Consider the following 21,319-nt stretch of genomic DNA (forward strand, 5'->3'; position numbering starts at 1 on the left):
ACCTCCAGAAAATTCAGCTCAAACCAGGGGAAAATCCATTACAATGCGCGCGCCACCGTTGAGGCCCTGATTGTCGGCCACAATCACGCCACCATGTTCTTCAACAATACGGCGGACAATGGCCAGCCCCAAACCTGAGCCTTTGACCTTGCTGGTCACATAGGGCTCAAAAACTCTTGCCAGCAGATCGGCGGGAAAACCAGGGCCATCATCACTCACGCTCAACTCTAGCATCTTTGCTGGACCGCTGTCCGTCAAGCCGGTACGAATCACAATATGTTTGCCTGTCGCCGGGGTTTCTTCTCTGCCTTGCAGGGCGTCCAGGGCATTGCGCAGCAAATTGTTGAGAATCTGTCGCAGACGGTGCACGTCAGCCCGGACCGGTGGCAAATCCGCCCCCAGTTCGGCACGGATTTCTATACCATTCTCCTGGCCACGATAGAGGTCCATGACATCCAGAATCAACTGATTGATATCCAACGGGCGCATTTCGATTTGCGGTTGCCGGGCATATTCGGAAAACGCATCTACCAGCACTTTCAGGGCATCCACCTGATGGATGATGGTGCGTGTCGCCCGATCCAGGGTTTCTCCTTCGTCGCCCAGTTTTTCCAGATATTTGCGCCGCAGTCTTTCGGCGGAAAGCTGGATGGGTGTCAGGGGATTTTTGATTTCATGGGCCAGACGCCGGGCCACCTCACTCCAGGCAGCGCTGCGCTGGGCAGAAACCAGGGTACTGATGTCATCAAAAACCACGACAAAACCTTTGCTGCCGGCATCATCGGAAAATTGCGCGCCATGCACAATCAGGGTTTGCGGGCCATCACCACGCTCCAGCTGCAGCTCCTTCTGCATGGCGCTGCGCGGATGTTCTACCCACTCCGTCACCAGTTTCCAGAGGGGTTCGAGAATGGCCCCGTCCTGCAGTTCCTCCAGAGCGCTACCCCTGGCTAAATCTTCCTGCAGAATCTGGACGGCAGCGGCGTTCACCTCAGCCAGGCAGTTTTCGCCATCAAAGGTAAGAATGCCGCTGGAGAGCTGACCCAGCACGGTTTCCAGATACAAACGGCGCTGTTCAGCCTGCTCCTGGGCAGCGGCGGCCTGCTGCTTGGCACGGGCGAGCTGACGGGTCATATTGTTGAAGGAGTGCAGCAACACGCCCAGTTCATCCTGACTGGCAATGGTCTGCAAGGGGATAAACTCACCCCGGGCCACCGCCTGAGTGCCCGCCGCCAGCCGGGCAATGGGTGCAGTCAGGCGTCGTGCCAGATGCAGGCCCATCCACACTGCCGAGAGCACCGCCAGCAGAAGGGCTACGGCGAGACTGAGTTGAAAGGCCGTTTTCATGGGCTCGCGCATCAGCATCAGTTGATGATAGCGGGTATAGGCCACCTGCACGGCTTCTGCTGCCTTGGTGAGCTGCTCTGGAATGGGCTGTTCGACATAGAGCATCCGATTACTTTGCCCCAGATGGGGACTGAGCACCGGAATCAGCGCCTTGACCAGTAAACTGCCATCCGCCTCGGGTTCGATATTGGCGGTGGGATGGCCTTCTTCCATGGCCAGATTTCCTGACGGGGCAAACGCGGTGCCAGAGTCAGGTTGTTACTGCTGGTGGCTATAATCCGGTTGTCGCTGGAAAACAGCGTCACGCTGCTCAAATGGTATTGATCCCGCAGGGCAATGACGGTGAGAATGGCATTACTGTCTGACTCACCCACCAGCGCCTGGGCAATACTTTCGGCGGCCAGCAGCGTCGAATTGCGATACCGGTCAATGCCCGCCTTGGCCACATTCAGTGCCTGATCCAGGGCACTTTGCACAGCGGAACTGAACCAGGAATCGACGCCCCGGTTCAGATACTGCCAGGAAAACCCAAATACCACGGCAGCGGGCAGAAAACTGAGCAGGGTAATAATCACCACCAGACGGGTAGCCAGCTGACTTCCCACTTCTCCCCGGCGCAGCCGGATCAGCAGCGCCACCACCGATACCAGCACCAGAACCAGTAAAAAAAGCACGATTCCTGCAGAAATCACCAGCATGGGCACAAAATAACGGCTTAAGGGTCCACCTGCGCTAGTGAAAAAATTGATCGCCAGAAAACCCAAAATCGCCAGAAGGAGTAAAATGGCCCCCCAGCGGGGTCCCACCCGCTGTTTTTCCGGCGCAGCCCCGGCATTGAGGGCACGCAACCAGTTTCTCAGCTTGAAAGGGGGGCGCTGACGATCCATGGGGACTCCAGTTTCCAATGATCCAGAAGGGCGCGCAGGCGCAGGGGGAGCGGCAAGGCCTGAATATCCACATAAACCCGGAGGGCCACCTGGCCCCGCGCTGCACCCTGCTGCAAAGGCAGAATGAAATCATGAATCTGCTCTAAGGCACCGACCAGATCTTGCCAGTGATGGAAGAGGCGGAGCGCACCCGCTCCATTGCTCAAGGCATATTCATTGGTGAGCGGATAGTAATGTATCTGCCAGCGCTCTTCCTTTTGGGCATGGGTACCCAGCCCGGAAATGAAGGAAAAAGGCTCCGGCTCCCGCCATTGTGCTTTGATGACCCAGATGATGGTCTGCCCCTGATCGAGGATTTCCTGCAGCAAGGCTTCCTTGCTGATCTGCACCTGAGCACTGATATTGACCCGATTCATTTCCGGGACGGCCTGCAAATGTTTCACGTGAAACGCGGTGTCCGCCAACGCCCAGCCGGGAGCAAGGCAAAAAAACAATCCCAGAATAAGGCTTGGCCAGAAAGCTCGGTTACCCCTGGCAGTGGTCCTTACCCGAGCCATAGGGGTGGCTGGCGAAAAAATCATTCGGCTTTCACCAGCAGTGCATAGTAAAAACCATCCATATCCTGCTGACCGGGCAAGTGCTGACCAGTGAGAGGATGATACTGTTGGCGGGCATCCTCGTGGCGCTCCAGAAAAGCGCGAATCTGCAGCAAATTTTCCTCCGGCAGAATCGAACAGGTCGCATACAGCAGCCGCCCACCCGGGCGCAGACAAGCCCACAAGGCGTCGAGGAGCTGGCGTTGCTGGGCCACGGCCTGCAGCACATCTTCCTCCTGCCGCCGCAGGCGGATATCAGGATGGCGACGAATTACGCCGATACCCGTACAGGGGGCATCCAGAAGAATGGCGTCATAGAACTCGCCATTCCACCAGCTCTGCGGCTCTCCGGCATCGGCTACCTGTAGATGGGCAACAGCTCCCTGACGATAGAGGGCTTCCCGCACTTTCTGCAACCGCTCTGCGGAACGATCCAGGGCATCCAGGCGCCGGGCGCCCAGCGCCCAGAGATGGGCGGTTTTTCCGCCAGGGGCCGCGCAGGCATCCAGCACCCGTTCTTCACTCTGGGGTGCCAGAATATGGGCAGCCATCTGCGCCGCCGCATCCTGGACAGCCACCCAGCCGGCATCCCAGCCCGGCAGGGTGGCTACCGGAATACTTTCGGGCAGACAGAGAGCGGCTTCACTCCATTCGACCCCCCGACAGGACAAGCCCTGGGCCTGCAGCGCCTCGCGATAATCTTGGGGGCTGACCCGCAGGGTATTTACCCGCAGCCAGAGCGGAGCCGGTTGATTATTGGCGGCGGCAATCTCAGGCCATTCCTCGGGGTAGGCCGCGCGCAGACGTGCCGCCAGCCAGGCCGGGTGGCCCAGATCCGGATCAGCCAGCTGCTCTTCCAGAGCCTCGCGCTCACGCAGAAAACGCCGCAGGACGGCATTCATCAATCCCTTGGCCCAGGATTTCTGCAGCGTTTCGACCATCTCCACCCAATCGTTCACCACGGCAAAAGCGGGTCGTTGGCCATGGCGCAATTCAAAGAGCGCCAGATGCAGCAGGAATCCCAGATCGCGGTCTTCTTCGCGCCAGCTTTTGCGCAGCAACAAGCCCGATAATTTTTGTAGTAACAGATACTCCCGCAAGGTGCCCAATACCAGCCACTGCAAGGTCGCCCGCTCCGGGCCACTGACCGGGCTTCCGGCCAGCGCCTGGTCCACCTTTTCGCCTTCATCCACAGCCGCCAGGACCTGAATGGCGGTGCGTCGCAGCAATGTTCCATCGGCCATACCGGTATTTCGTTTCGACGTTGTTTTTTTGCTCATCCTAACGATTCTCCCCTGGCGGGATGGTAACCACGGATGAAATCACCTGCCGCGAGCTTCCCTTTACCCGCCGGTTGCAAGAGCAATAATTCGAGCTGCCCTTCCCCGCAGGCTACCCGGAAGCTCTCCTTATGAATGGCAGTAATACTTCCGGGGGGCAGGTCTGCCGGCTCGGTCAGGGGTCGCGCCTGCCAGACGCGCAGACTTTTTTCCCGGAACAGGGTGTGGGCCACAGGGCTGGGATTGAAGGCGCGGATGTGCCGATCCAGTTGTGTGGCGGGCAACTGCCAGTCCAGCAAAGCTTCTTCTTTTTTGAGTTTACGGGCATAAGTCATCCGGCTTTCATCCTGCTGGACCGCCACGGAACGGCCCGCCCAGAGATCATCCAGCGCTTGGCGGAGGGCGGTCTTACCCAGCACGGCTAAGCGGTCATGGAGACTGGTCGCCGTGTCATCGGGATGTATGGGACAAGTCAGCACCTGCCGCACTGGTCCGGAATCCAGTCCGGCCTCCATCTGCATAATCGCCACGCCAGTTTCCGTATCCCCGGCGGCAATGGCCCGGGCGATGGGCGCCGCCCCCCGCCAGGCGGGCAGGATACTGGCGTGAACATTGATAGCACCGAGACGGGGAACATCGAGAATGGCCTGGGGCAGAATCTGTCCGTAGGCCACCACAATCAACAGATCCGGCTGCAAGCTGCGCAGCAGTTCCAGAGATTCCGGAGTTTTGCAGGATTCCGGCTGGAATACCGGGATACCGGACTCCCGGGCCAGCTGCTTGACCGGACTTTCCTGCAGATGACGGCCACGCCCGGCGGGTCGATCGGGCTGGGTGAACACCCCCACCAGGGTTTCCGGTCCGGCCAGCAATTCCTCCAGGATCATACGGGCAAATGCTGGCGTTCCCGCAAAAACGAGACGTTTACTCACCTTGCCGCGCTCGCTTTTCCGCTTTGCGGCGGATCAGATTCTGTTTCAGGCGCGAGAGATGATCCACAAACAGGGTGCCGTTCAGATGGTCGATCTCATGCTGTATGCACACAGCCAGCAAGCCATCCGCCTCCAGTTCAATGGTTTTTCCTTGCACCGTCAAAGCCCGCAGGGTTATTTTTTCCGCCCGCCGGACCGTTTCCAGTACGCCCGGGACCGACAGGCAACCCTCTTTCATTTCTTCTTCACCGCTGCGCGCGATAATTTCGGGATTTACCAGCACCATCAGATCATTGCGATTTTCCGAGACATCCACGACAATCAGTCGCTGTCCGGCCGCTACCTGGGGCGCGGCGAGGCCGATTCCCGGAGCATCATACATGGTTTCCGCCATATCATCGGCGAGCTGCTGGACCTGTTTGTCCACCCGGACGATGGGCTGAGCCATGTCCTTGAGGCGGGTATCGGGAAACTCGAGTATTTTCAGAAGGGACATATTACCACCACTTGTTGTCAGGACTTTCCGGCAAAAAACGTATCTTGGACTAATACTATCCCTTGCGGAAGTCCAGTGGAGATCATTACATGCACAAACATAAATGGCGCAACCTTGTTTTTAGCCTTGGTCTGAGCGCCCTGACCCCGGTCATAGCCCAGGCAGCGCCAGCCGCTATCCAATGGCGTACCCAACAAACTTATACCGTCAAACCGGGAGATACCCTGTGGGGCATAGCCGGACATTTTCTGGTACACCCCTGGCAGTGGCCGCAGATATGGCACAAGAACCCCTACATCAAAAACCCCAACCTGATTTATCCCGGCGACCGTATCGTGCTGCGCTATGGCGCCAATGGTGAGCCTGAGCTCAGCCTAGAATCGCCCTTCAGCAGTGGCTCCCATTTTGTAGAACTGCGACCGGAGATGTCGACTGAACCTGTACCCACGATTTCTACCGGCGAAGTCATGCCCTTCCTGGGCAGTCCCGGCGTCATCGACAGTAAAAAGGACTTCGCCCGATTGCCCTACCTGGCGGCTGCGGCCAAGCAAAGGCCCACCTATGTAACCGGCAATACGCTTTATACCGTCGGACTGGACAAAGCCCCTGTGGGCAGTCGCTTCCATGTCGTCGCCCTGGGACCGGAATTGTTTCAAGCCAAAACCCATCGCTCCTTGGGTTTTGCACTGGAAGATCTGGGCGAAGTGACGGTCCGTCAAAGCGGCCACCACGCGGCGGTGCAACTCACCAAAATCCGTCGGGAAATTGATCTAGGTGAACGCCTGGTGCCAGTGGCCAAAACCACTATCCCCCATTATTTTCCCAGCGCACCGCAGCAAGCTGTGGAGGGACACATCATCGGGCAACTGGAGGGGAATCCGGCACTCACCGTTGGTCAGGTAGTCATTATTGATCAGGGCAGCGCCAATGACCTTAAGTTGGGCAACATCCTGCAAATCCAGCGTGGCGGCGCAGTGGCCCGCAATGCGGTTACCGGCAAACCCTTTGCCCTGCCTGCCCAGACCATCGGTAACCTCATGGTCTTCCGGGTATTTCCGGAGGTGTCTTATGGGGTGATCACCGCCGCCAAGCGAAGCATCACTGTGGGTGATGAAATCCACAGCCCTGGTCAGGCTGATGTTCCCGCCCCCCAATAATGTCTGATGCAGCCTGGCTGGCGCTCTGCCGAATATCCGGTTTAGGACCCGTTCGGCAGCAGGCTTTACTGGCGCGTTTCGCCACGGCCGCCGCCTGTTTTCAAACGGGTGCCGGTATGTTGCAGGACCTGGGCTTGTCGGCAAAACAAATTCAGGCCCTGCAAAAGGAGCCTGAAGAGCTGCTCACGACTGCCGATCGTCGCTGGCTGAATAGTCCCGATACGGATTTATGTCGTTGGACAGATAGCGACTACCCGCCCTTGTTGCGGCAAATTCCTGACCCACCCCCGCTTCTGTTCATCCGTGGCCAGCGCTCCTGTCTGGGACAGCCCATGCTCGCCATTGTCGGTAGTCGTTCAGCCAGCGCGAGCGGGGCAATCACGGCGGAGGCTTTCGCCCGTAGTCTCGGCGAATCCGGCCTGTGCATTACCAGTGGTCTGGCCCTGGGTATTGATGCAGCGGCCCATCGCGGTGCTTTGACTAGTGGCAGTGTGGCGGTGCTGGGCACGGGTGCAGATCTGATTTACCCCCGCGCCAATCTGCAACTGGCGCATCGCCTCATCGAGCATGGTCTGATCATCAGCGAGCAAGCTCCTGAAACAGGTCCCCATAGCGGTCTTTTTCCGCGCCGCAATCGCATCATCAGCGGCCTCAGCCTGGGCGTCCTCATTGTCGAGGCGGCAGAAAACAGCGGTTCGCTGATAACCGCCCGACTGGCCATGGAGCAGGGGCGAGAAGTGTTCGCGGTTCCGGGCTCGATCCATTCGCCTTTATCCAGAGGCCCCCATCGCTTGATTCGTGAAGGCGCCAAGCTGGTGGAAAGTGCCGAGGACGTGCTCAGCGAGCTCGGCCCGCTTTATGGAGCGTTACGCCAGGCGCGGCCTGTTACAGCCCCGGCTAACTGGACGCCAGAAGACCCCCGCCAGGCCCGGGTCTGGGCCGCTATGGACTTTGATCCGCTGAGTGCAGAGGAAATTGCCGCGCGTTGTGGATTGACGCTGGGCGAGCTTTCGGCCATCCTCTTGGAAATGGAAATATCAGGTTATCTTACGGCCAGCCCCGGCGGCCGGTTCTGTCGCCTCCCTCCGGTATCCTGAAGGCTCTGGCATGGAAGACGTTATAGACATTATCAGTTACCTACTGGACCATCTCGACGACGAGGATGACGACGTTATCGAAGATCATCTGCGTGCGGTGGGTTTTCCCGATGCGGATATTCAACGCGCCCTCGACTGGATGGAAGGTTTTGCCGTGGAAGAGCAGGACGACACCAGTCCCCGGGCCTTGCGCGCCTATCATCCCTATGAACTGCAGAACCTTTCCGTAGCGGCGCGGGGGCAACTGCACGACTGGGAGCGCCTAGGCGTGATCAATGGCGCCATGCGGGAACGCATCATTGATCGCTTGCTGGCCCTTGATCTTGAGGATATGGATATGGAAACCCTCGACTGGGTAGCCTTCATGGTCATGGCCAATGATCCAGGCCCTGAAGCCTATTGGGTGGATGCCTTGTTGGATACCGACGGAACCCGGATACTGCACTGACCTATGGCTCATCAACTCGTCATCGTTGAATCTCCCGCCAAAGCCAAAACCATCCAGAAATATCTGGGGGATGATTTTGAGGTGCTGGCTTCCTATGGACACGTTCGCGATCTGCGCCCCAAAGAAGGGGCTGTTGATCCCGAACATGATTTTGCCATGCGCTACGAAGCCATTGAACGCAATGAACGGCATGTAGAAGCCATCATCAAGGCGCTGCGCAAAGCCGACAAGCTCTGGCTTGCCACGGACCCGGACCGCGAAGGTGAGGCCATTTCCTGGCACCTGGTCGAGCTTCTGCGGGAACGCCAGCAACTCGGTAAAAAGCCGGCGCAGCGCGTGGTTTTCCACGAAATTACCAAAAAGGCCGTTCAGGAAGCCATTGCCAATCCCCGCGAAATTGCCATGGATCTGGTCAACGCCCAACAAGCCCGCCGCGCCCTGGATTATCTGGTGGGCTTCAATTTATCTCCGTTGCTGTGGCGCAAGGTTCGTCCCGGTCTTTCGGCCGGGCGTGTACAAAGTGCGGCCCTGCGCCTGATCTGCGAACGGGAAGATGAAATTGAAGCGTTTGTCAGTCAGGAATACTGGACCATTGCGGCACGCCTGCAACACCAGGACAGCGACTTTTCCGGTCGGCTGACCCACTGGCAGCAGAAAAAACTCGAACAGTTTGATATCACCCGGGAGGAGCAGGCCGAAAGCATGCGCCAGGAGATGGAAGCCGATATCCTGCGGCAACCCCTGCAGGTGCGTGAAGTCGAGCGTAAAAATCGCCAACGTCAGCCTGCGGCGCCATTTACCACCTCCACCCTGCAGCAGGAAGCCTCGCGCAAGCTTGGTTTCAATGCCAGCCGGACCATGCGAGTTGCCCAGCAATTGTATGAAGGCATCAATATCGGTAGTGAAACCGTCGGTCTCATCAGTTACATGCGTACCGATGCCGTCAATCTTTCGGAAGAAGCCATTACCGAGATTCGCGGATTCATCGGCAGTCAATACGGGGATGAATTTGTCCCCGAAAGCCCGCGTCGTTATAAAACCAAAACCAAAAATGCCCAGGAAGCCCATGAAGCCGTGCGCCCCACGGATATCACCCGCACCCCCGACAAACTGCAAAACATTCTCGACAAGGATCTCTGGCGACTGTATGACCTGATCTGGAAGCGTAGCGTAGCCTGTCAAATGGCCGCCGCCCGTCTGGACATGGTCGCTGTGGATATGGATGCCGGTACCCACTGGACCTTGCGCGCCAATGGTTCCACCGTTACTTTTCCGGGATTTATGGCGGTATATCAGGAAGGTAAGGACGAGAGCGACGAAGACGATAACCATCGGCTTTTACCACCCCTGCAAAAAGGCGATCAACCCCAGGTACATGGGATTGATCCGGAACAGCATTTTACCGAACCGCCGCCGCGCTACAGTGATGCTACTTTAGTGAAAACCCTGGAAGCTCACGGTATTGGTCGGCCCTCGACCTATGCCAGCATTATTCAAACCTTGCAGAATCGAGAATATGTGGAAACCGAGCAGCGCCGTTTTCGACCCACCGATCTCGGTCGGGTAGTCGGCCGCTTTCTCGCCAATCATTTTGAACGCTATGTAGATTATAATTTTACAGCGGGCATGGAAGACGAGCTGGATGCCATCTCCCGTGGCGAAAAGCAATGGCAGCCGGTGCTCAACGAATTTTGGGGGCCTTTTCGCGCATTGCTGGACGAAAAAGCCAACGTCAGCCGCGCAGAAGCCACCAGCGAAGCCTTGGATGAAGCTTGTCCTCAGTGCGGTAAGCCCCTTTTCCTGAAACTTGGACGGCATGGTCGCTTTGTGGCCTGTTCCGGTTATCCCGATTGTAACTACACCCGCCCCGTAGACGGGCCTCGTGAAGCTCCCGAGCCGGTGGGTCGCGACTGTCCGGACTGTGGCAAGCCCCTGGTTTATAAAACCGGTCGCTATGGTCGTTTTATTTCCTGTAGTGGTTACCCTGAATGCAAGCATATTGAACCGCTGACCCAACCCAAATCATCTGGAGTTGCCTGCCCCCAGTGTGGTGAAGGTGAGCTGGTGGAAAAACGCAGTCGTTATGGCAAGGTATTTTATTCCTGTAATACCTATCCAAAATGTACCTACGCTGTGTGGGGGCCGCCCGTTGCCAAAGCCTGCCCGCGTTGTGCCTGGCCCATCATGATCGAAAAAAGTGGCAAGCGACTGGGCGAACAACTTGCCTGCCCACAGCCTGAGTGTGGATTCCATTTTCAGGTCACGGCGAGCGAAGCCGAAATCGCCGCACTCCTGGTGAATTACACCCCTCCTCCCCCTCGGGAAAAACGTGCTGCGCCCGCAAAAAAGGCCGCGCCGGCAGGTAAATCCACCCGTAAAACAACAAAAAGTACCGCCAAGGAAACCAGCAGCACTACCGGGGCCAAAAAATCGGCGCCGCGAAAATCGGCAAAGACGACAGCCACCGCCGAAAAGGACAAATCCACAAATCCCGCGCCACGAAAGCGCGCCAGCAAGAAAGTAGCCAGCGCATGACTTACGTTGTCACCGAAAACTGTATCCAATGCAAATATACGGACTGTGCCGAAGTGTGCCCCGTCGAGTGTTTTCATGAAGGGCCCAATTTTCTGGTCATTGATCCGGACGAATGCATTGACTGTGCCGCATGTATTCCCGAGTGTCCGGCCGATGCCATTTTTGCCGAAGATGAAGTGCCCGAAGACCAACGGGACTTCACCGCCATCAATGCCGAGCTGACCAAAAAATGGCCTGTCATTTTACGCAAGAAAAACGCCTTGCCCGATGCTGAAACCTGGAACGGGAAGACCGACAAACGACCCCTTCTGAAAGAGGCGTAAACAGACCCCATGAAATGTTTCACGTGAAACATGTCAGCCAAAACACCTGACCAAGACAATCCTGAACTAGCCCCTCTCCGAATAAGTGGGGGCGTATTTACGCTCTCGGTACTGGAGCTGGACCATCAGGATCCTGCCTTGCTGAAGGCACGCATTGATGAAGAACATCGTCGCCATCCTTCAGCGGCCGCTTTTCACCAGGCCTCACCTTTAGTGCTGGACCTTAACGCCACTCCCGAAGCTGGTGCCCTGAGAGAAATCATCGCCGTGCTCCGGGAATCAGGATGGTTGCCTGTAGGCATACGCAATGCCTCAGCTACGCAACAGGCGCTCGCCCTATCCCTGCATTTACCCTTATTACGTGGACAAACCCAGGCATCATCTGCAGAGGCACCCGCCCAAAATATCCCGTCGCCACCCGATGCGGGAAGCGGATTGCTGATTGATCATCCCGTGCGCAGCGGCCAACGTAATTATGCCCGCAACGGCGATCTGGTTTGTCTGGCGACTGTCAATGCCGGTGCGGAAATCATTGCCGACCGCAATATTCACGTCTATGGACCGCTCCGGGGCCGCGCTCTTGCGGGCGTTAATGGCGATGAAAATGCCCGTATTTTTTGTATGTCTCTGGAGGCCGAACTCGTCTCCATTGCCGGTTTATACCGAACCCTGGAACGCGATCATCCCCTCTGGGGAAAAGCCGCACAGATTTACAGCCGAGATGAGCAACTGCATATTACCCCCTTAAATTCATAATGATCGGGAGAAACAAACGTGGCCAAAATAATTGTCATCACATCCGGCAAAGGTGGGGTAGGTAAAACCACCACCAGCGCAGCTTTTGCCAGCGGTCTGGCCTTGCGCGGCTTTAAAACCGTGGTCATCGATTTTGATGTGGGCTTGCGCAATCTCGATTTGATCATGGGTTGCGAGCGCCGGGTCGTCTACGATCTCATCAATGTCATTCAAGGTGAAGCCAAGCTCCAGCAAGCCTTGATCAAGGACAAGCACTGCGAAAACCTCTATGTACTCCCCACCTCGCAAACCCGGGACAAGGACGCACTCACCGTGGAAGGCGTCACCAAGGTGATGGACGAACTGCGCCAGGACTTTGACTATGTGGTATGCGATTCTCCGGCAGGTATTGAATCCGGCGCGCTCATGGCCCTCTATCATGCGGATGAAGCCATTGTCGTTACCAACCCCGAAGTTTCTTCCGTGCGCGACTCCGACCGTATCCTCGGTATTCTGGCCGCACGTTCCCGGCGCGCCGAACAGGGCGAAGAACCGGTCAAGGAGCACTTGCTGTTGACCCGCTATTCGCCCAAACGGGTGGAAGAGGGAGAAATGCTCTCGTTGGAGGACGTCAAAGAATTGCTACGTACACCGCTGCTGGGAGTCATTCCGGAATCAGAAGTCATTTTACAAGCCTCCAATCAGGGGATTCCCGCCGTCCATATGGGCAATACCGATGTAGCAGAAGCCTACAAGGATGTGGTCGCCCGCTTCCTTGGTGAAGAAAAACCCCTCCGATTTATTCAGGCTCCGAAGGTGGGGTTTTTCAAGAAGCTGTTTGGAGGCTAATATGTCCATACTTGACTATATTCTCGGTTCCCGTAAAAAAACGGCCCATGTCGCCAAGGATCGTCTAAAACTTATCCTGGCGCATGAACGCGAGGCGGGTGGACCGGATTTTCTACCCGACTTGCAGGAAGAATTACTGGCCGTGATTGCCAAATACATTCCCGTAGATAAAAATAACATCAAGGTCAGCATGGAAAGAAAAGGCGACTTTGAAGTCCTGGAGCTGAACATACTCTTTCCTGACCAGCATTGATTTTGATAACGATGGTACACCCCCAGTATCAGGAGAGAGTCTCATGCGGATGGTCGATGCGTATCTCAACGTAATCCAGAATAATTACTTCCAGTTTCAAGGACGGATGCATCGGGCGGAGTTCTGGTGGTTTGCCCTGATGAATTTTTTGGTCGCTCTGGGCATAATTATCGCCATTATCATGCTACTCAAGATGAAGAATATCGGTATCATCATTTTTGGTATATATTATCTGGCATTATTGCTACCCACCCTGGGTGCCCAAGTCAGAAGATTGCATGATATCGGCATATCCGGATGGTGGCTGCTCATCGGACTGGTCCCCTATGTAGGCGGCATTGCCTTGCTGATCATGGAAATTTTACCGTCAAAGCCAAGCGGTGAAAAATATGGTCCTTATCACGATTCAGTGGCTTAATCGCTTCTAGCCCATTTTTCGCAAAGAATCAGCGCCAAACCATATTCCGGCCTGTGCCTTCTTCACCGGCCGGATGAACTACATTGTCAGCGCAACGGGGTTTTAAACGCAATAACTATCTAAGCGCGCAGATGATCCAGCCACTGACTGGAAATTCTTTCCAGCAAGCGATTCTGACTCTGTCTGGCGGTAAGATTATCCAGATCGACCCAGGCCAGGGGCTGGTCCTGGCCAGCGCAGGAAAATACCGCCTTGGTGCGTTTGCCGGTTTCCGGATCGATTTGCCACTGTAAACACTGGGCACACACGCCTTTGAGCATACATTGCATGGGGCTGCCCACCGTCGCTACGGCTTCCAGGTCTGCGCGGAAGAAATGACCCAGCGTTCCCTTCAGTGCTTGCTGGAAACCCTTCAACAAACCGGTGGAGCCCATGACCATCAGTCGATCCACCTGCGCGAGGGAAAGCCCGGATCTTAACGCCTGTTGACCAAGTAGTTCACCAGCACCGTAAGCCCGTAATAACTCGACCATGTCACTGGCTTCTACACTCAGGTCCTGGGGGCGATGGCTCTCGATGAGAGGACCGCTGCCCGTACACCAGATAATCTGATCGGCCGCTGCTTCCAGTTCCACCTGATTATCCAGTTCGCTGGCCTTTCCAAGGGCGGCGACATACAGAACCCGATTACCAGCAGCACGCAGGGCGGGACCGATATCCAGCATGACCGCAGCACCCCAGCGTCCCGCCACCACCAGAATGGTTTTATCCTGAGGAATATCGGTGGGGGCGCCGGTGGGGCCCATCAAAATCAAAGGATCTCCCGGCTCCAGACTGCCCACCAGACGCGGGCCCGTCCCCCACTGCAAGACCATCAGGCGAATGGCATCGCCCTCCACGCCCGCGCCACTGACCGTCAAGACGGGTATCTGCAAACGGGTACCCTGCAGCACCGGGCTATGACTTTCAAAAGTCTGCAGACGGAAAAACTGACCCGGACGGAAATTGCGTGCGGCCAGGGGTGCCTTGATCCACATTTCCGTCACCGCCGGATTACTGCGGTCAACGCGCAGTACCCGCATGCTCAGAAGATCCCGGAGGGTTTCCTGAAAGGCGTCAAGTCCTTCTGCACCCTTCGGAGCAAGGACAGCTAGGCTTTGCATGACCTGGGGATAACTGGCCTTGGCGGAAGCAATAGCCTTGACGACACTGCCATGAAACACCGGGTGGGTATCGCCGATAAAGCTGACCCGATGGGATTGCGCATCGGTATAGGACGTAAACGGTCCGGATTCCGGAGCTTTGCAGTGTTCGGCCACCTGCACCGCTTGCAGGGCGCTCTTGCCGTGGGCCACATGGGTCTGGAAGTGATCGCCGTCCAGTTGCAAAGTGCCGGGATATTCCCTTTCGTAAATGGTGTTGGGGACAGTCCCTGCCGCAATGAACACGGCCCGGGCGGGTAAGCGGACTTCCTGATCACTGCTCAACCAACGACCTTCGGCCTCGCGCATCTGCCGGAAAACCATCCGGGCAATGTGCCCATAGCCATCCAGCTCCGCCCGCAATGGATCCAGACCTTCGGCGTAATACAGCCCTTCTTCCATGGCCTTGATCAATTCTTCATGATTGCGGGTATAGGCCGGAGACTGGCGCATACCCTTGCGATAAGCCAGGGTGACCCCACCCCAGGACTGAATCAGCGGCACAAAATCCGGAGCTTCTCCCGCTGCCTGTGCCCGCACCCGTTCTTCACGGACCAAACGCCCATGGGCGAGAAATTCTTCCAGAATTTCCGTATCCTCGGCAGAAAGTCCGGCGCGGATTTTCTCTTCGCCCAGGCGCTGGGACATCTGTTCATAGCGGTCCAGGATCTTTTCCACCTGACGGATGTAATAGGCCTGCACTTCCGTGGCCGTATCCACTGCGGTGAGTCCACCGCCAATGACCACGGCGGGCAGACGCACCTGCAAATTGGCGAGGCTGCTCTTTTTTCCGGCACCGGTCAGTTGCAGAGCCATGAGGAAATCGCTGGCCTGACGCATGCCTCGCGCCAGACTTTCCCCCATGGGCACCACCCTGGGCAAACCCGCACCAGTGGCAATACACACATGATCAAAACCCAGCGACCAGGCATCTTCCAGGGTGATGGTACCGCCCAGACGCACGCCACCGAAGATCTGAAAGCCGGGACGCCGCGCCAAGGTCAGATAAATGAGCTTGAGAAAATTCTTGTCCCAGCGCACCGTGATGCCATATTCGGCTACACCGCCAAAACCCAGCAAAATCCGGTCATCCAGATCTTCCTGCAAGGTGCTCCAGTCACGAATGGGTGCGCTCAGCCAGGCCTCGGGCAGGGGTTCGATTTTCAGACCGTCAATGCCCACCACGGCGCAGCCTTCCTGAAGAAGATGATGGGCCATGGTGAAGCCCGCCGGGCCCATACCTGCCACCAGCACTTTGCGGCCATTGTAGGGTTGGGCAGCAAATTGTACGGCCCGCAGAGGGTTCCAGCGGGTCAGTAAATCATAAATCTCGATGCCCCAGGGCAAATTCAGAACGTCCGTAAGAATCCGGGTTTCAATCTGGGGAATATTGACGGGATCCTGCTTCTGATACACACAGGCTTTCATACAGTCATTACAAATCCGATGACCGGTGGCTGGAACCATGGGGTTGTCCACCATGGCCATGGCCAGTGCGGCGAGGTTCAGGCCGTCGCGCTTGAGTATCTGCATTTCCGAGATTTTTTCTTCCAGGGGGCAGCCCGTCAGGGTCACGCCCAAGGGATCGACCTTCAGACCCAGTTCCGGGACGCCCTTTTTCTCGGGAAAACCCCGGGAACAGAAATCACCATCATGATCGTGGCAATACAGACAATAATGGACTTCACTCTGAACACTGCGCGAGTCCATGCGCAAGTCTGTCAGATGAAAGCTGTCACGACGACGCAGGGTGCCATCCGGCGCCACGTAGGGAGCTCCCGGTACCTGATCCAGTTTTTTCAGGGGCACGAGGGCTTCATGGTCCACCCGTTGCGGCAGCCTGAAACTCGACCAGCCCGACACCGCCAGGGCTGCCTGGGGATCCTGCAAAATCAGGGCACACCATTGGGTCAGGCGCTGAATTTCCTCGGCATGGGCGCTTTCATCCTGGAGCCATTGTTCGCCGAGTCGAGAAATCGCCCATTCCCGATCTTCCTCGGGCCATGCCCGTTGGCGAATCTGCTGATCCAGCCACTGATCCAGATCGGCAAAAGTTTCGGGAAATTCGCCGCGATAGCGACGGGCGCGGCGCAGCACAAAATGTTTTTTGAAATCCATGACCACATCATGGCTGCGGGTTTGCGCCTGCAATTCGGAGACTTCTTTCTCCAGGCTGAACAGGCCGGCAATGAACTTTTCCAGATGGGGGGCGAGCTGCAGCAGGAATTCGCTTTGTTCCTTGCTGGCCGGGAGCACACCCTGGACACGGTAGGTGCATAGCGCATCAGCCAGCTCCGGGTCAGATGTCTTGAGACTCTGCAGAAACGTCTGATCCAGGCGGGCAATCCCCGCATCTGTAAAAAGTTCTTTATATTCAAAACCAACTAGATTCAGCACCCTATTCTCCCATTCGCGTAGGCCCAAACAGGTGGCCCACTTTCATCAAACTGTCACATTTTGCTGGCATTATAGACCCATGTCACGTTTTCAGGATGATTTTATGCCTCAATACCGCAGTATTTTCCTGTCCGATGTCCACCTCGGTACCCGAGGCTGTCAGGCAGAAAGTCTGCTGGACTTTCTGCGCCATAATTCCTGTGAGCATTTATACCTGGTGGGTGACATTATTGATTTATGGCGCCTCAAGATTCGCTGGTACTGGCCGCGCAGCCACAACACAGTGGTGCAGAAAATTCTGCGTCTGGCCCGTTCCGGGGTCAGTGTCCGCTATATTCGGGGTAACCATGATCCCGTCTATGAACTGCTCTCCGATTATGTCCAGCGCCAGGATGAAAGCATATCTCTGGGAGACATTGCCATTCTCCGTGAAACCGTCCACGAAACCGCCGACGGCAAACAACTCTGGGTCATACACGGTGATCAGTTCGATGCCGCCATGCGCTATGCCACCTGGCTGATTCACCTGGGGGATCATGGCTATACCCTGCTGCTTTGGTTAAATCGCTTGCTGCAAGGCCTGTTCCGCCGCCTGGGTCTGCGCCGGCACTGGTCCCTGAGCGCCTACATCAAATATCGCGTCAAAAAAGCCGTGCAATTCATCAATGACTACGAACACCTGCTGGCCGAAGAAACAGCCCGGCGGGGTTATGCCGGGGTCATTTGTGGACATATTCACCATGCCGAACAGAAAACCATAGATGGTATCCTGTATTACAACGATGGTGACTGGGTGGAAAGCTGTACGGCGTTGGTAGAACACATGGACGGCCAGATGGAAATCATCCACTGGCCGGTGGTGCTGCGTTTTGATCAGGATGTAGCTGCCTGATCAAAACTGGTACTAGACTAGATGTCCAGTCGCGATACAAAACGGGCGTTCTCTTCGATGAAGCGCCGCCGTGGCTCTACGGCATCCCCCATCAACATGGAAAAGACTTCATCGGCAGCGATGGCATCCTCCACATCCACCCGAACCAGTCGGCGGTTTTCGGCGTTCATGGTAGTTTCCCAGAGCTGCTCCGGGTTCATTTCGCCCAGACCTTTATAGCGCTGTATTTCCACACCCTTGCGGGCATCAGCCAGGAGCCAGTCCATGGCCTCGCGAAAGCGCTGCACGGATCGGGATTTTTCGCCTCTTTTGATCTGCGCGCCCGGAGACATTTGGCCTTCAATATTCCGCGCATATTCGGCGAGGTGGCGATATTCGCCGCCCGCAAAAAAATCCTGGTCAAAAAAACGGACTTCCTGACTGCCATGATGTTCCCGGCGAATCACCAGCCGCAAGGCATCTCCCTCACCTATTTTCTCGACTTGATAATGTTCGGCGGGCAGGGCTGTGGCACTGAGCGCGGCGTGCAGCGCCTGGGCAAACTGCTTCCAGTCTTCCTCACTGGCCGACTCGCCATGGATCGGGGCGAGAGTGGCCAAAGCCCAGAGCAGGGTTGACGGATAACGTCTTTCCAGGCGCTGTACCAAAGCTTCAATGTTCTGGTACTGGCGCATCATGCCCGCGAGCTGCTCGGGACTGACCGCCTCCGTTTCGGCGGCGGGATGAAATTCCGCACCTTGCATGGCCATTTCCCGCAGATAAGCCGCCAGCTCCGTATCATCCTTGATATAGCGCTCGTCCTTGCCTTTTTTGACCTTGTAGAGGGGGGGTTGGGCAATATAAATATGACCATGCTCCACCAGATCGGGCATCTGCCGGTAGAAAAAAGTCAGCAACAGGGTGCGGATGTGACTGCCATCCACATCAGCGTCAGTCATGATGATGACACGGTGATAGCGTAATTTCGCGAGATCAAAATCTTCCTTGCCGATACCCGTGCCCAGGGCCGTGATGAGGGTACCGATTTCATCGGAAGACAGCATTTTGTCAAAACGGGCACGCTCGACGTTCAGGATTTTTCCCTTGAGGGGCAAAATCGCCTGATGACGACGATCCCGCCCCTGTTTTGCCGAACCACCGGCTGAATCGCCTTCCACCAGATAAATTTCGCAAAGTGCCGGGTCTTTTTCCTGGCAATCGGCGAGTTTGCCGGGCAGATTGGCAATATCCAGAGCACCCTTGCGTCGGGTCAGTTCCCGGGCCTTGCGCGCGGCTTCTCGCGCCCGCGCGGCATCGACAATTTTGGCGGCGACGGCCTGGGCTTCTTTGGGGTGCTCATCCAGAAAAATCGTTAGGGCTTCCGCCATGGAGGATTCCACCACCGGTTTCACTTCGCTGGAAACCAGTTTGTCCTTGGTCTGGGAAGAAAACTTGGGATCCGGTACCTTGACGGAAAGCACGGCCGTCAATCCTTCCCGAGCATCATCACCCGTGACCGACACCTTGGCCTTGGCCAGGGTGCCTTCCCTTTCCATGTATTGATTGAGGGTCCGGGTCAAGGCCGCGCGAAAACCTGCCAGATGCGTACCTCCATCATTCTGGGGAATATTGTTGGTATAGCAGAGAACGGTTTCGTTATAGCCCTCATTCCACTGCAAGGCGGCTTCCACCACAATGCCGTCGCGTTCTCCGCCCAGGGTGATGACATGGGGATGAATGGCGGTTTTACTGCGGTTAAGATGTTCCACAAAGGCACGAATCCCCCCATCGTAATGAAAAATCTCTTCACGATTGACTCTTTCGTCGAGCAGGGTGATATGTACCCCGGAATTCAAAAAAGCCAGTTCACGCAAACGCTTGGCGAGAATTTCAAAATGGAACTGGGTATCGGCAAAAACTTCCGGGGAAGGTTTGAAACGAATCACAGAACCATGTCGGCTGGAAGCTTCACCCCGGGCAATGGGAGCGAGGGGAGCCCCATCGGCATAGGACTGGGTCCAGACAAAACCATCGCGGTAGATGCGTAACTGGAGAGAACTCGACAGGGCATTGACCACGGAAACGCCCACCCCGTGCAAGCCCCCCGAGACCTTGTAGGAATTATCATCAAACTTGCCGCCAGCATGGAGGATGGTCATGATGACCTCGGCGGCGGAGCGTCCTTCTTCAGCATGTACGTCTACCGGAATACCGCGTCCGTTATCACTGACGCTGACGGATTCGTCATCATGAATGGTGACCACGATAGTATCGCAATGTCCGGCCAGGGCTTCATCAATGGCATTATCCACCACCTCAAAAACCATATGATGCAAGCCGCTACCATCATCGGTATCGCCGATGTACATGCCCGGGCGTTTGCGTACTGCCTCCAGTCCTTTCAAAACCTGAATGCTGGAAGAATCGTACTTATCCGTCATCTGTCAATTTCCTTTTCAAGCTGGCCATGGGCCAGATAAAACTGCTTGCCTGCTTCACCTGCGGGAATCTGATCTGTTGCAGTAACCGCTGCAAAAACCTGTACCCCCAGCCGATTCAACTGATCCATCCACCAGATTCGGGCCGATTGATCGAGCTCTGCGGCAAAATCATCTATCAATATCACCGGTAACTGATAACCGGATTCCTGGATCAAGCATAACTGGGCTATGCGATAGGCCAGTCCCAACACCCGTAATTGTCCACGGGAAAGAATATCCAGCGCCAGTTTCTGGCGAATCCGGAAAACCAGATTGGCCCGGTGGGGACCACTATGGGTATAGCCCATTTCCCGATCCGAGCCCAGATCGCGCAACAAGCTTTCCCGCAAGGTCAAGCCCTCTTTCCAGCCGTTCTGGACATGCAGACTCAATGTATCTGCAGAACCTGACCAGGCTGCCCAAAGTTTGTGCAGATGTGCTTCCACCCGGAGCAGATAATCCTGACGGCGTTGCTGGATGCTCTCGCCTGCTTCTGCCAGCGCCGTATCCCAGGGACTTTGACCATGGGGTTGTTTCAGCCAGGCGTTGCGCTGCGCCAAGGCCCGCCGGTATTCCCGGAAAATCTGACCATAGTGAGCATCCACATAATATATGCCCCAATCCATGATCCGCCGCCGGTCTTCTGCACTGCCTGCCACAAAATGACTGTTTTCACTGTGCAGACTTTGCAGTGGCATTATGTCCAACAACTCCCAGGCCGAGCGAATGGACTCCCCATCATAACGTATTTCCCGCTCTTCGCCACGTCTGCGCAGTGCCAGAAAGTGATCGGGCATCCGGGCGCTGAGGAGGTATTCACTCTTGTCATCGCGGAGCAGATTGCGCGGTCCATGCCGCCAGGTCTGTCCCGTACCGAGAATATGCAGGGCTTCCAGCACGGTACTTTTCCCGGCACCGTTGGCCCCTACCAACCAGTTCCAGCGCGCATGGGTCTGGAGTTGCAGATCCTCAATGCAGCGCAACGACCTTATTTGTAACGACTCCAGAGGCATGTA

At 56.3% G+C, this 21,319-nt stretch carries 19 protein-coding genes; 10 read left to right on the plus strand and 9 right to left on the minus strand.

Features of this window, described 5'->3' with window-relative positions; all coding sequences use genetic code 11:
* Window positions 1-18: 18 nt before the first annotated feature.
* From AC2VLR_RS11390 to def, 6 genes are all read right to left on the minus strand, one after another.
* On the minus strand, window positions 19-1,560 hold the full coding sequence (locus tag AC2VLR_RS11390; protein ID WP_486882220.1) for a sensor histidine kinase: 1,542 nt from the start codon (window positions 1,558-1,560) through the stop codon (window positions 19-21).
* On the minus strand, window positions 1,491-2,234 hold the full coding sequence (locus AC2VLR_RS11395) for a hypothetical protein (protein ID WP_486882221.1): 744 nt from the start codon (window positions 2,232-2,234) through the stop codon (window positions 1,491-1,493). Before AC2VLR_RS11395 ends, AC2VLR_RS11390 begins: the two co-directional genes overlap by 70 nt.
* Entirely contained in the window at window positions 2,204-2,677 is a 474-nt protein-coding gene (locus tag AC2VLR_RS11400) for a DUF4390 domain-containing protein (protein ID WP_486882222.1), read from the minus strand. The genes AC2VLR_RS11395 and AC2VLR_RS11400 overlap by 31 nt, the downstream gene beginning before the upstream one ends.
* A 134-nt stretch (window positions 2,678-2,811) precedes the next feature.
* Window positions 2,812-4,110: a 16S rRNA (cytosine(967)-C(5))-methyltransferase RsmB gene (gene rsmB, locus AC2VLR_RS11405; RefSeq protein WP_486882223.1), complete on the minus strand. Its 1,299-nt coding sequence runs from the start codon at window positions 4,108-4,110 to the stop codon at window positions 2,812-2,814.
* Window positions 4,107-5,042: a methionyl-tRNA formyltransferase gene (gene fmt, locus AC2VLR_RS11410; RefSeq protein WP_486882224.1), complete on the minus strand. Its 936-nt coding sequence runs from the start codon at window positions 5,040-5,042 to the stop codon at window positions 4,107-4,109. The genes rsmB and fmt overlap by 4 nt, the downstream gene beginning before the upstream one ends.
* Window positions 5,035-5,538: a peptide deformylase gene (gene def, locus AC2VLR_RS11415; RefSeq protein WP_215842841.1), complete on the minus strand. Its 504-nt coding sequence runs from the start codon at window positions 5,536-5,538 to the stop codon at window positions 5,035-5,037. Before def ends, fmt begins: the two co-directional genes overlap by 8 nt.
* Before the next feature lie 89 nt (window positions 5,539-5,627).
* On the opposite strand from def, the gene AC2VLR_RS11420 reads away from it, so the two are divergent.
* From AC2VLR_RS11420 to AC2VLR_RS11460, 9 genes are read left to right on the plus strand one after another with little or no spacing between them, the layout of a single operon-like run.
* Window positions 5,628-6,695, plus strand: coding sequence for a LysM peptidoglycan-binding domain-containing protein (locus tag AC2VLR_RS11420; RefSeq protein ID WP_486882225.1), 1,068 nt, complete (start codon window positions 5,628-5,630; stop codon window positions 6,693-6,695).
* A complete protein-coding gene (dprA, locus tag AC2VLR_RS11425) occupies window positions 6,695-7,792 on the plus strand; it encodes a DNA-processing protein DprA (RefSeq protein WP_486882226.1) in 1,098 nt (365 codons plus the stop codon). The genes AC2VLR_RS11420 and dprA overlap by 1 nt, the downstream gene beginning before the upstream one ends.
* A gap of 10 nt (window positions 7,793-7,802) precedes the next feature.
* Window positions 7,803-8,240 carry a Smg family protein gene (locus AC2VLR_RS11430; protein WP_101538979.1) on the plus strand — a complete coding sequence of 146 codons (438 nt, stop codon included), beginning with the start codon at window positions 7,803-7,805 and terminating at the stop codon, window positions 8,238-8,240.
* Window positions 8,241-8,243: 3 nt separating this feature from the next.
* Entirely contained in the window at window positions 8,244-10,775 is a 2,532-nt protein-coding gene (gene topA / locus AC2VLR_RS11435; RefSeq protein WP_486882227.1) for a type I DNA topoisomerase, read from the plus strand.
* On the plus strand, window positions 10,772-11,098 hold the full coding sequence (fdxA, locus tag AC2VLR_RS11440) for a ferredoxin FdxA (RefSeq protein ID WP_215842837.1): 327 nt from the start codon (window positions 10,772-10,774) through the stop codon (window positions 11,096-11,098). The genes topA and fdxA overlap by 4 nt, the downstream gene beginning before the upstream one ends.
* Window positions 11,099-11,128: 30 nt before the next feature.
* Window positions 11,129-11,854: a septum site-determining protein MinC gene (gene minC / locus AC2VLR_RS11445; RefSeq protein ID WP_486882228.1), complete on the plus strand. Its 726-nt coding sequence runs from the start codon at window positions 11,129-11,131 to the stop codon at window positions 11,852-11,854.
* An 18-nt stretch (window positions 11,855-11,872) separates the two neighbouring features.
* The gene (gene minD, locus AC2VLR_RS11450; protein ID WP_101538975.1) at window positions 11,873-12,682 is read left to right on the plus strand and encodes a septum site-determining protein MinD; all 810 of its coding nucleotides are present in this window, start codon (window positions 11,873-11,875) and stop codon (window positions 12,680-12,682) included.
* Window position 12,683: 1 nt separating this feature from the next.
* Entirely contained in the window at window positions 12,684-12,935 is a 252-nt protein-coding gene (minE, locus tag AC2VLR_RS11455; protein ID WP_215842835.1) for a cell division topological specificity factor MinE, read from the plus strand.
* A 43-nt stretch (window positions 12,936-12,978) separates the two neighbouring features.
* Window positions 12,979-13,353, plus strand: coding sequence for a DUF805 domain-containing protein (locus tag AC2VLR_RS11460; RefSeq protein WP_486882229.1), 375 nt, complete (start codon window positions 12,979-12,981; stop codon window positions 13,351-13,353).
* A gap of 119 nt (window positions 13,354-13,472) precedes the next feature.
* Here AC2VLR_RS11460 and AC2VLR_RS11465 read toward each other — a convergent pair whose 3' ends face one another.
* On the minus strand, window positions 13,473-16,952 hold the full coding sequence (locus AC2VLR_RS11465; protein ID WP_486882230.1) for an FAD-dependent oxidoreductase: 3,480 nt from the start codon (window positions 16,950-16,952) through the stop codon (window positions 13,473-13,475).
* A gap of 103 nt (window positions 16,953-17,055) precedes the next feature.
* Here AC2VLR_RS11465 and AC2VLR_RS11470 point away from each other — a divergent pair, with 103 nt between their 5' ends.
* Entirely contained in the window at window positions 17,056-17,844 is a 789-nt protein-coding gene (locus AC2VLR_RS11470; protein ID WP_486882231.1) for a UDP-2,3-diacylglucosamine diphosphatase, read from the plus strand.
* A gap of 17 nt (window positions 17,845-17,861) precedes the next feature.
* On the opposite strand, the gene gyrB is transcribed toward AC2VLR_RS11470, so the two are convergent.
* Together gyrB and recF are read right to left on the minus strand one after the other, a co-directional pair.
* A complete protein-coding gene (gene gyrB, locus AC2VLR_RS11475; protein WP_486882232.1) occupies window positions 17,862-20,264 on the minus strand; it encodes a DNA topoisomerase (ATP-hydrolyzing) subunit B in 2,403 nt (800 codons plus the stop codon).
* Complete coding sequence (recF, locus tag AC2VLR_RS11480; RefSeq protein ID WP_486882233.1) at window positions 20,261-21,316, minus strand: DNA replication/repair protein RecF; 1,056 nt, start codon at window positions 21,314-21,316, stop codon at window positions 20,261-20,263. The genes gyrB and recF overlap by 4 nt, the downstream gene beginning before the upstream one ends.
* Window positions 21,317-21,319 lie beyond the last annotated feature (3 nt).

This window comes from Acidithiobacillus sp. TH-A117, from assembly GCF_057473465.1.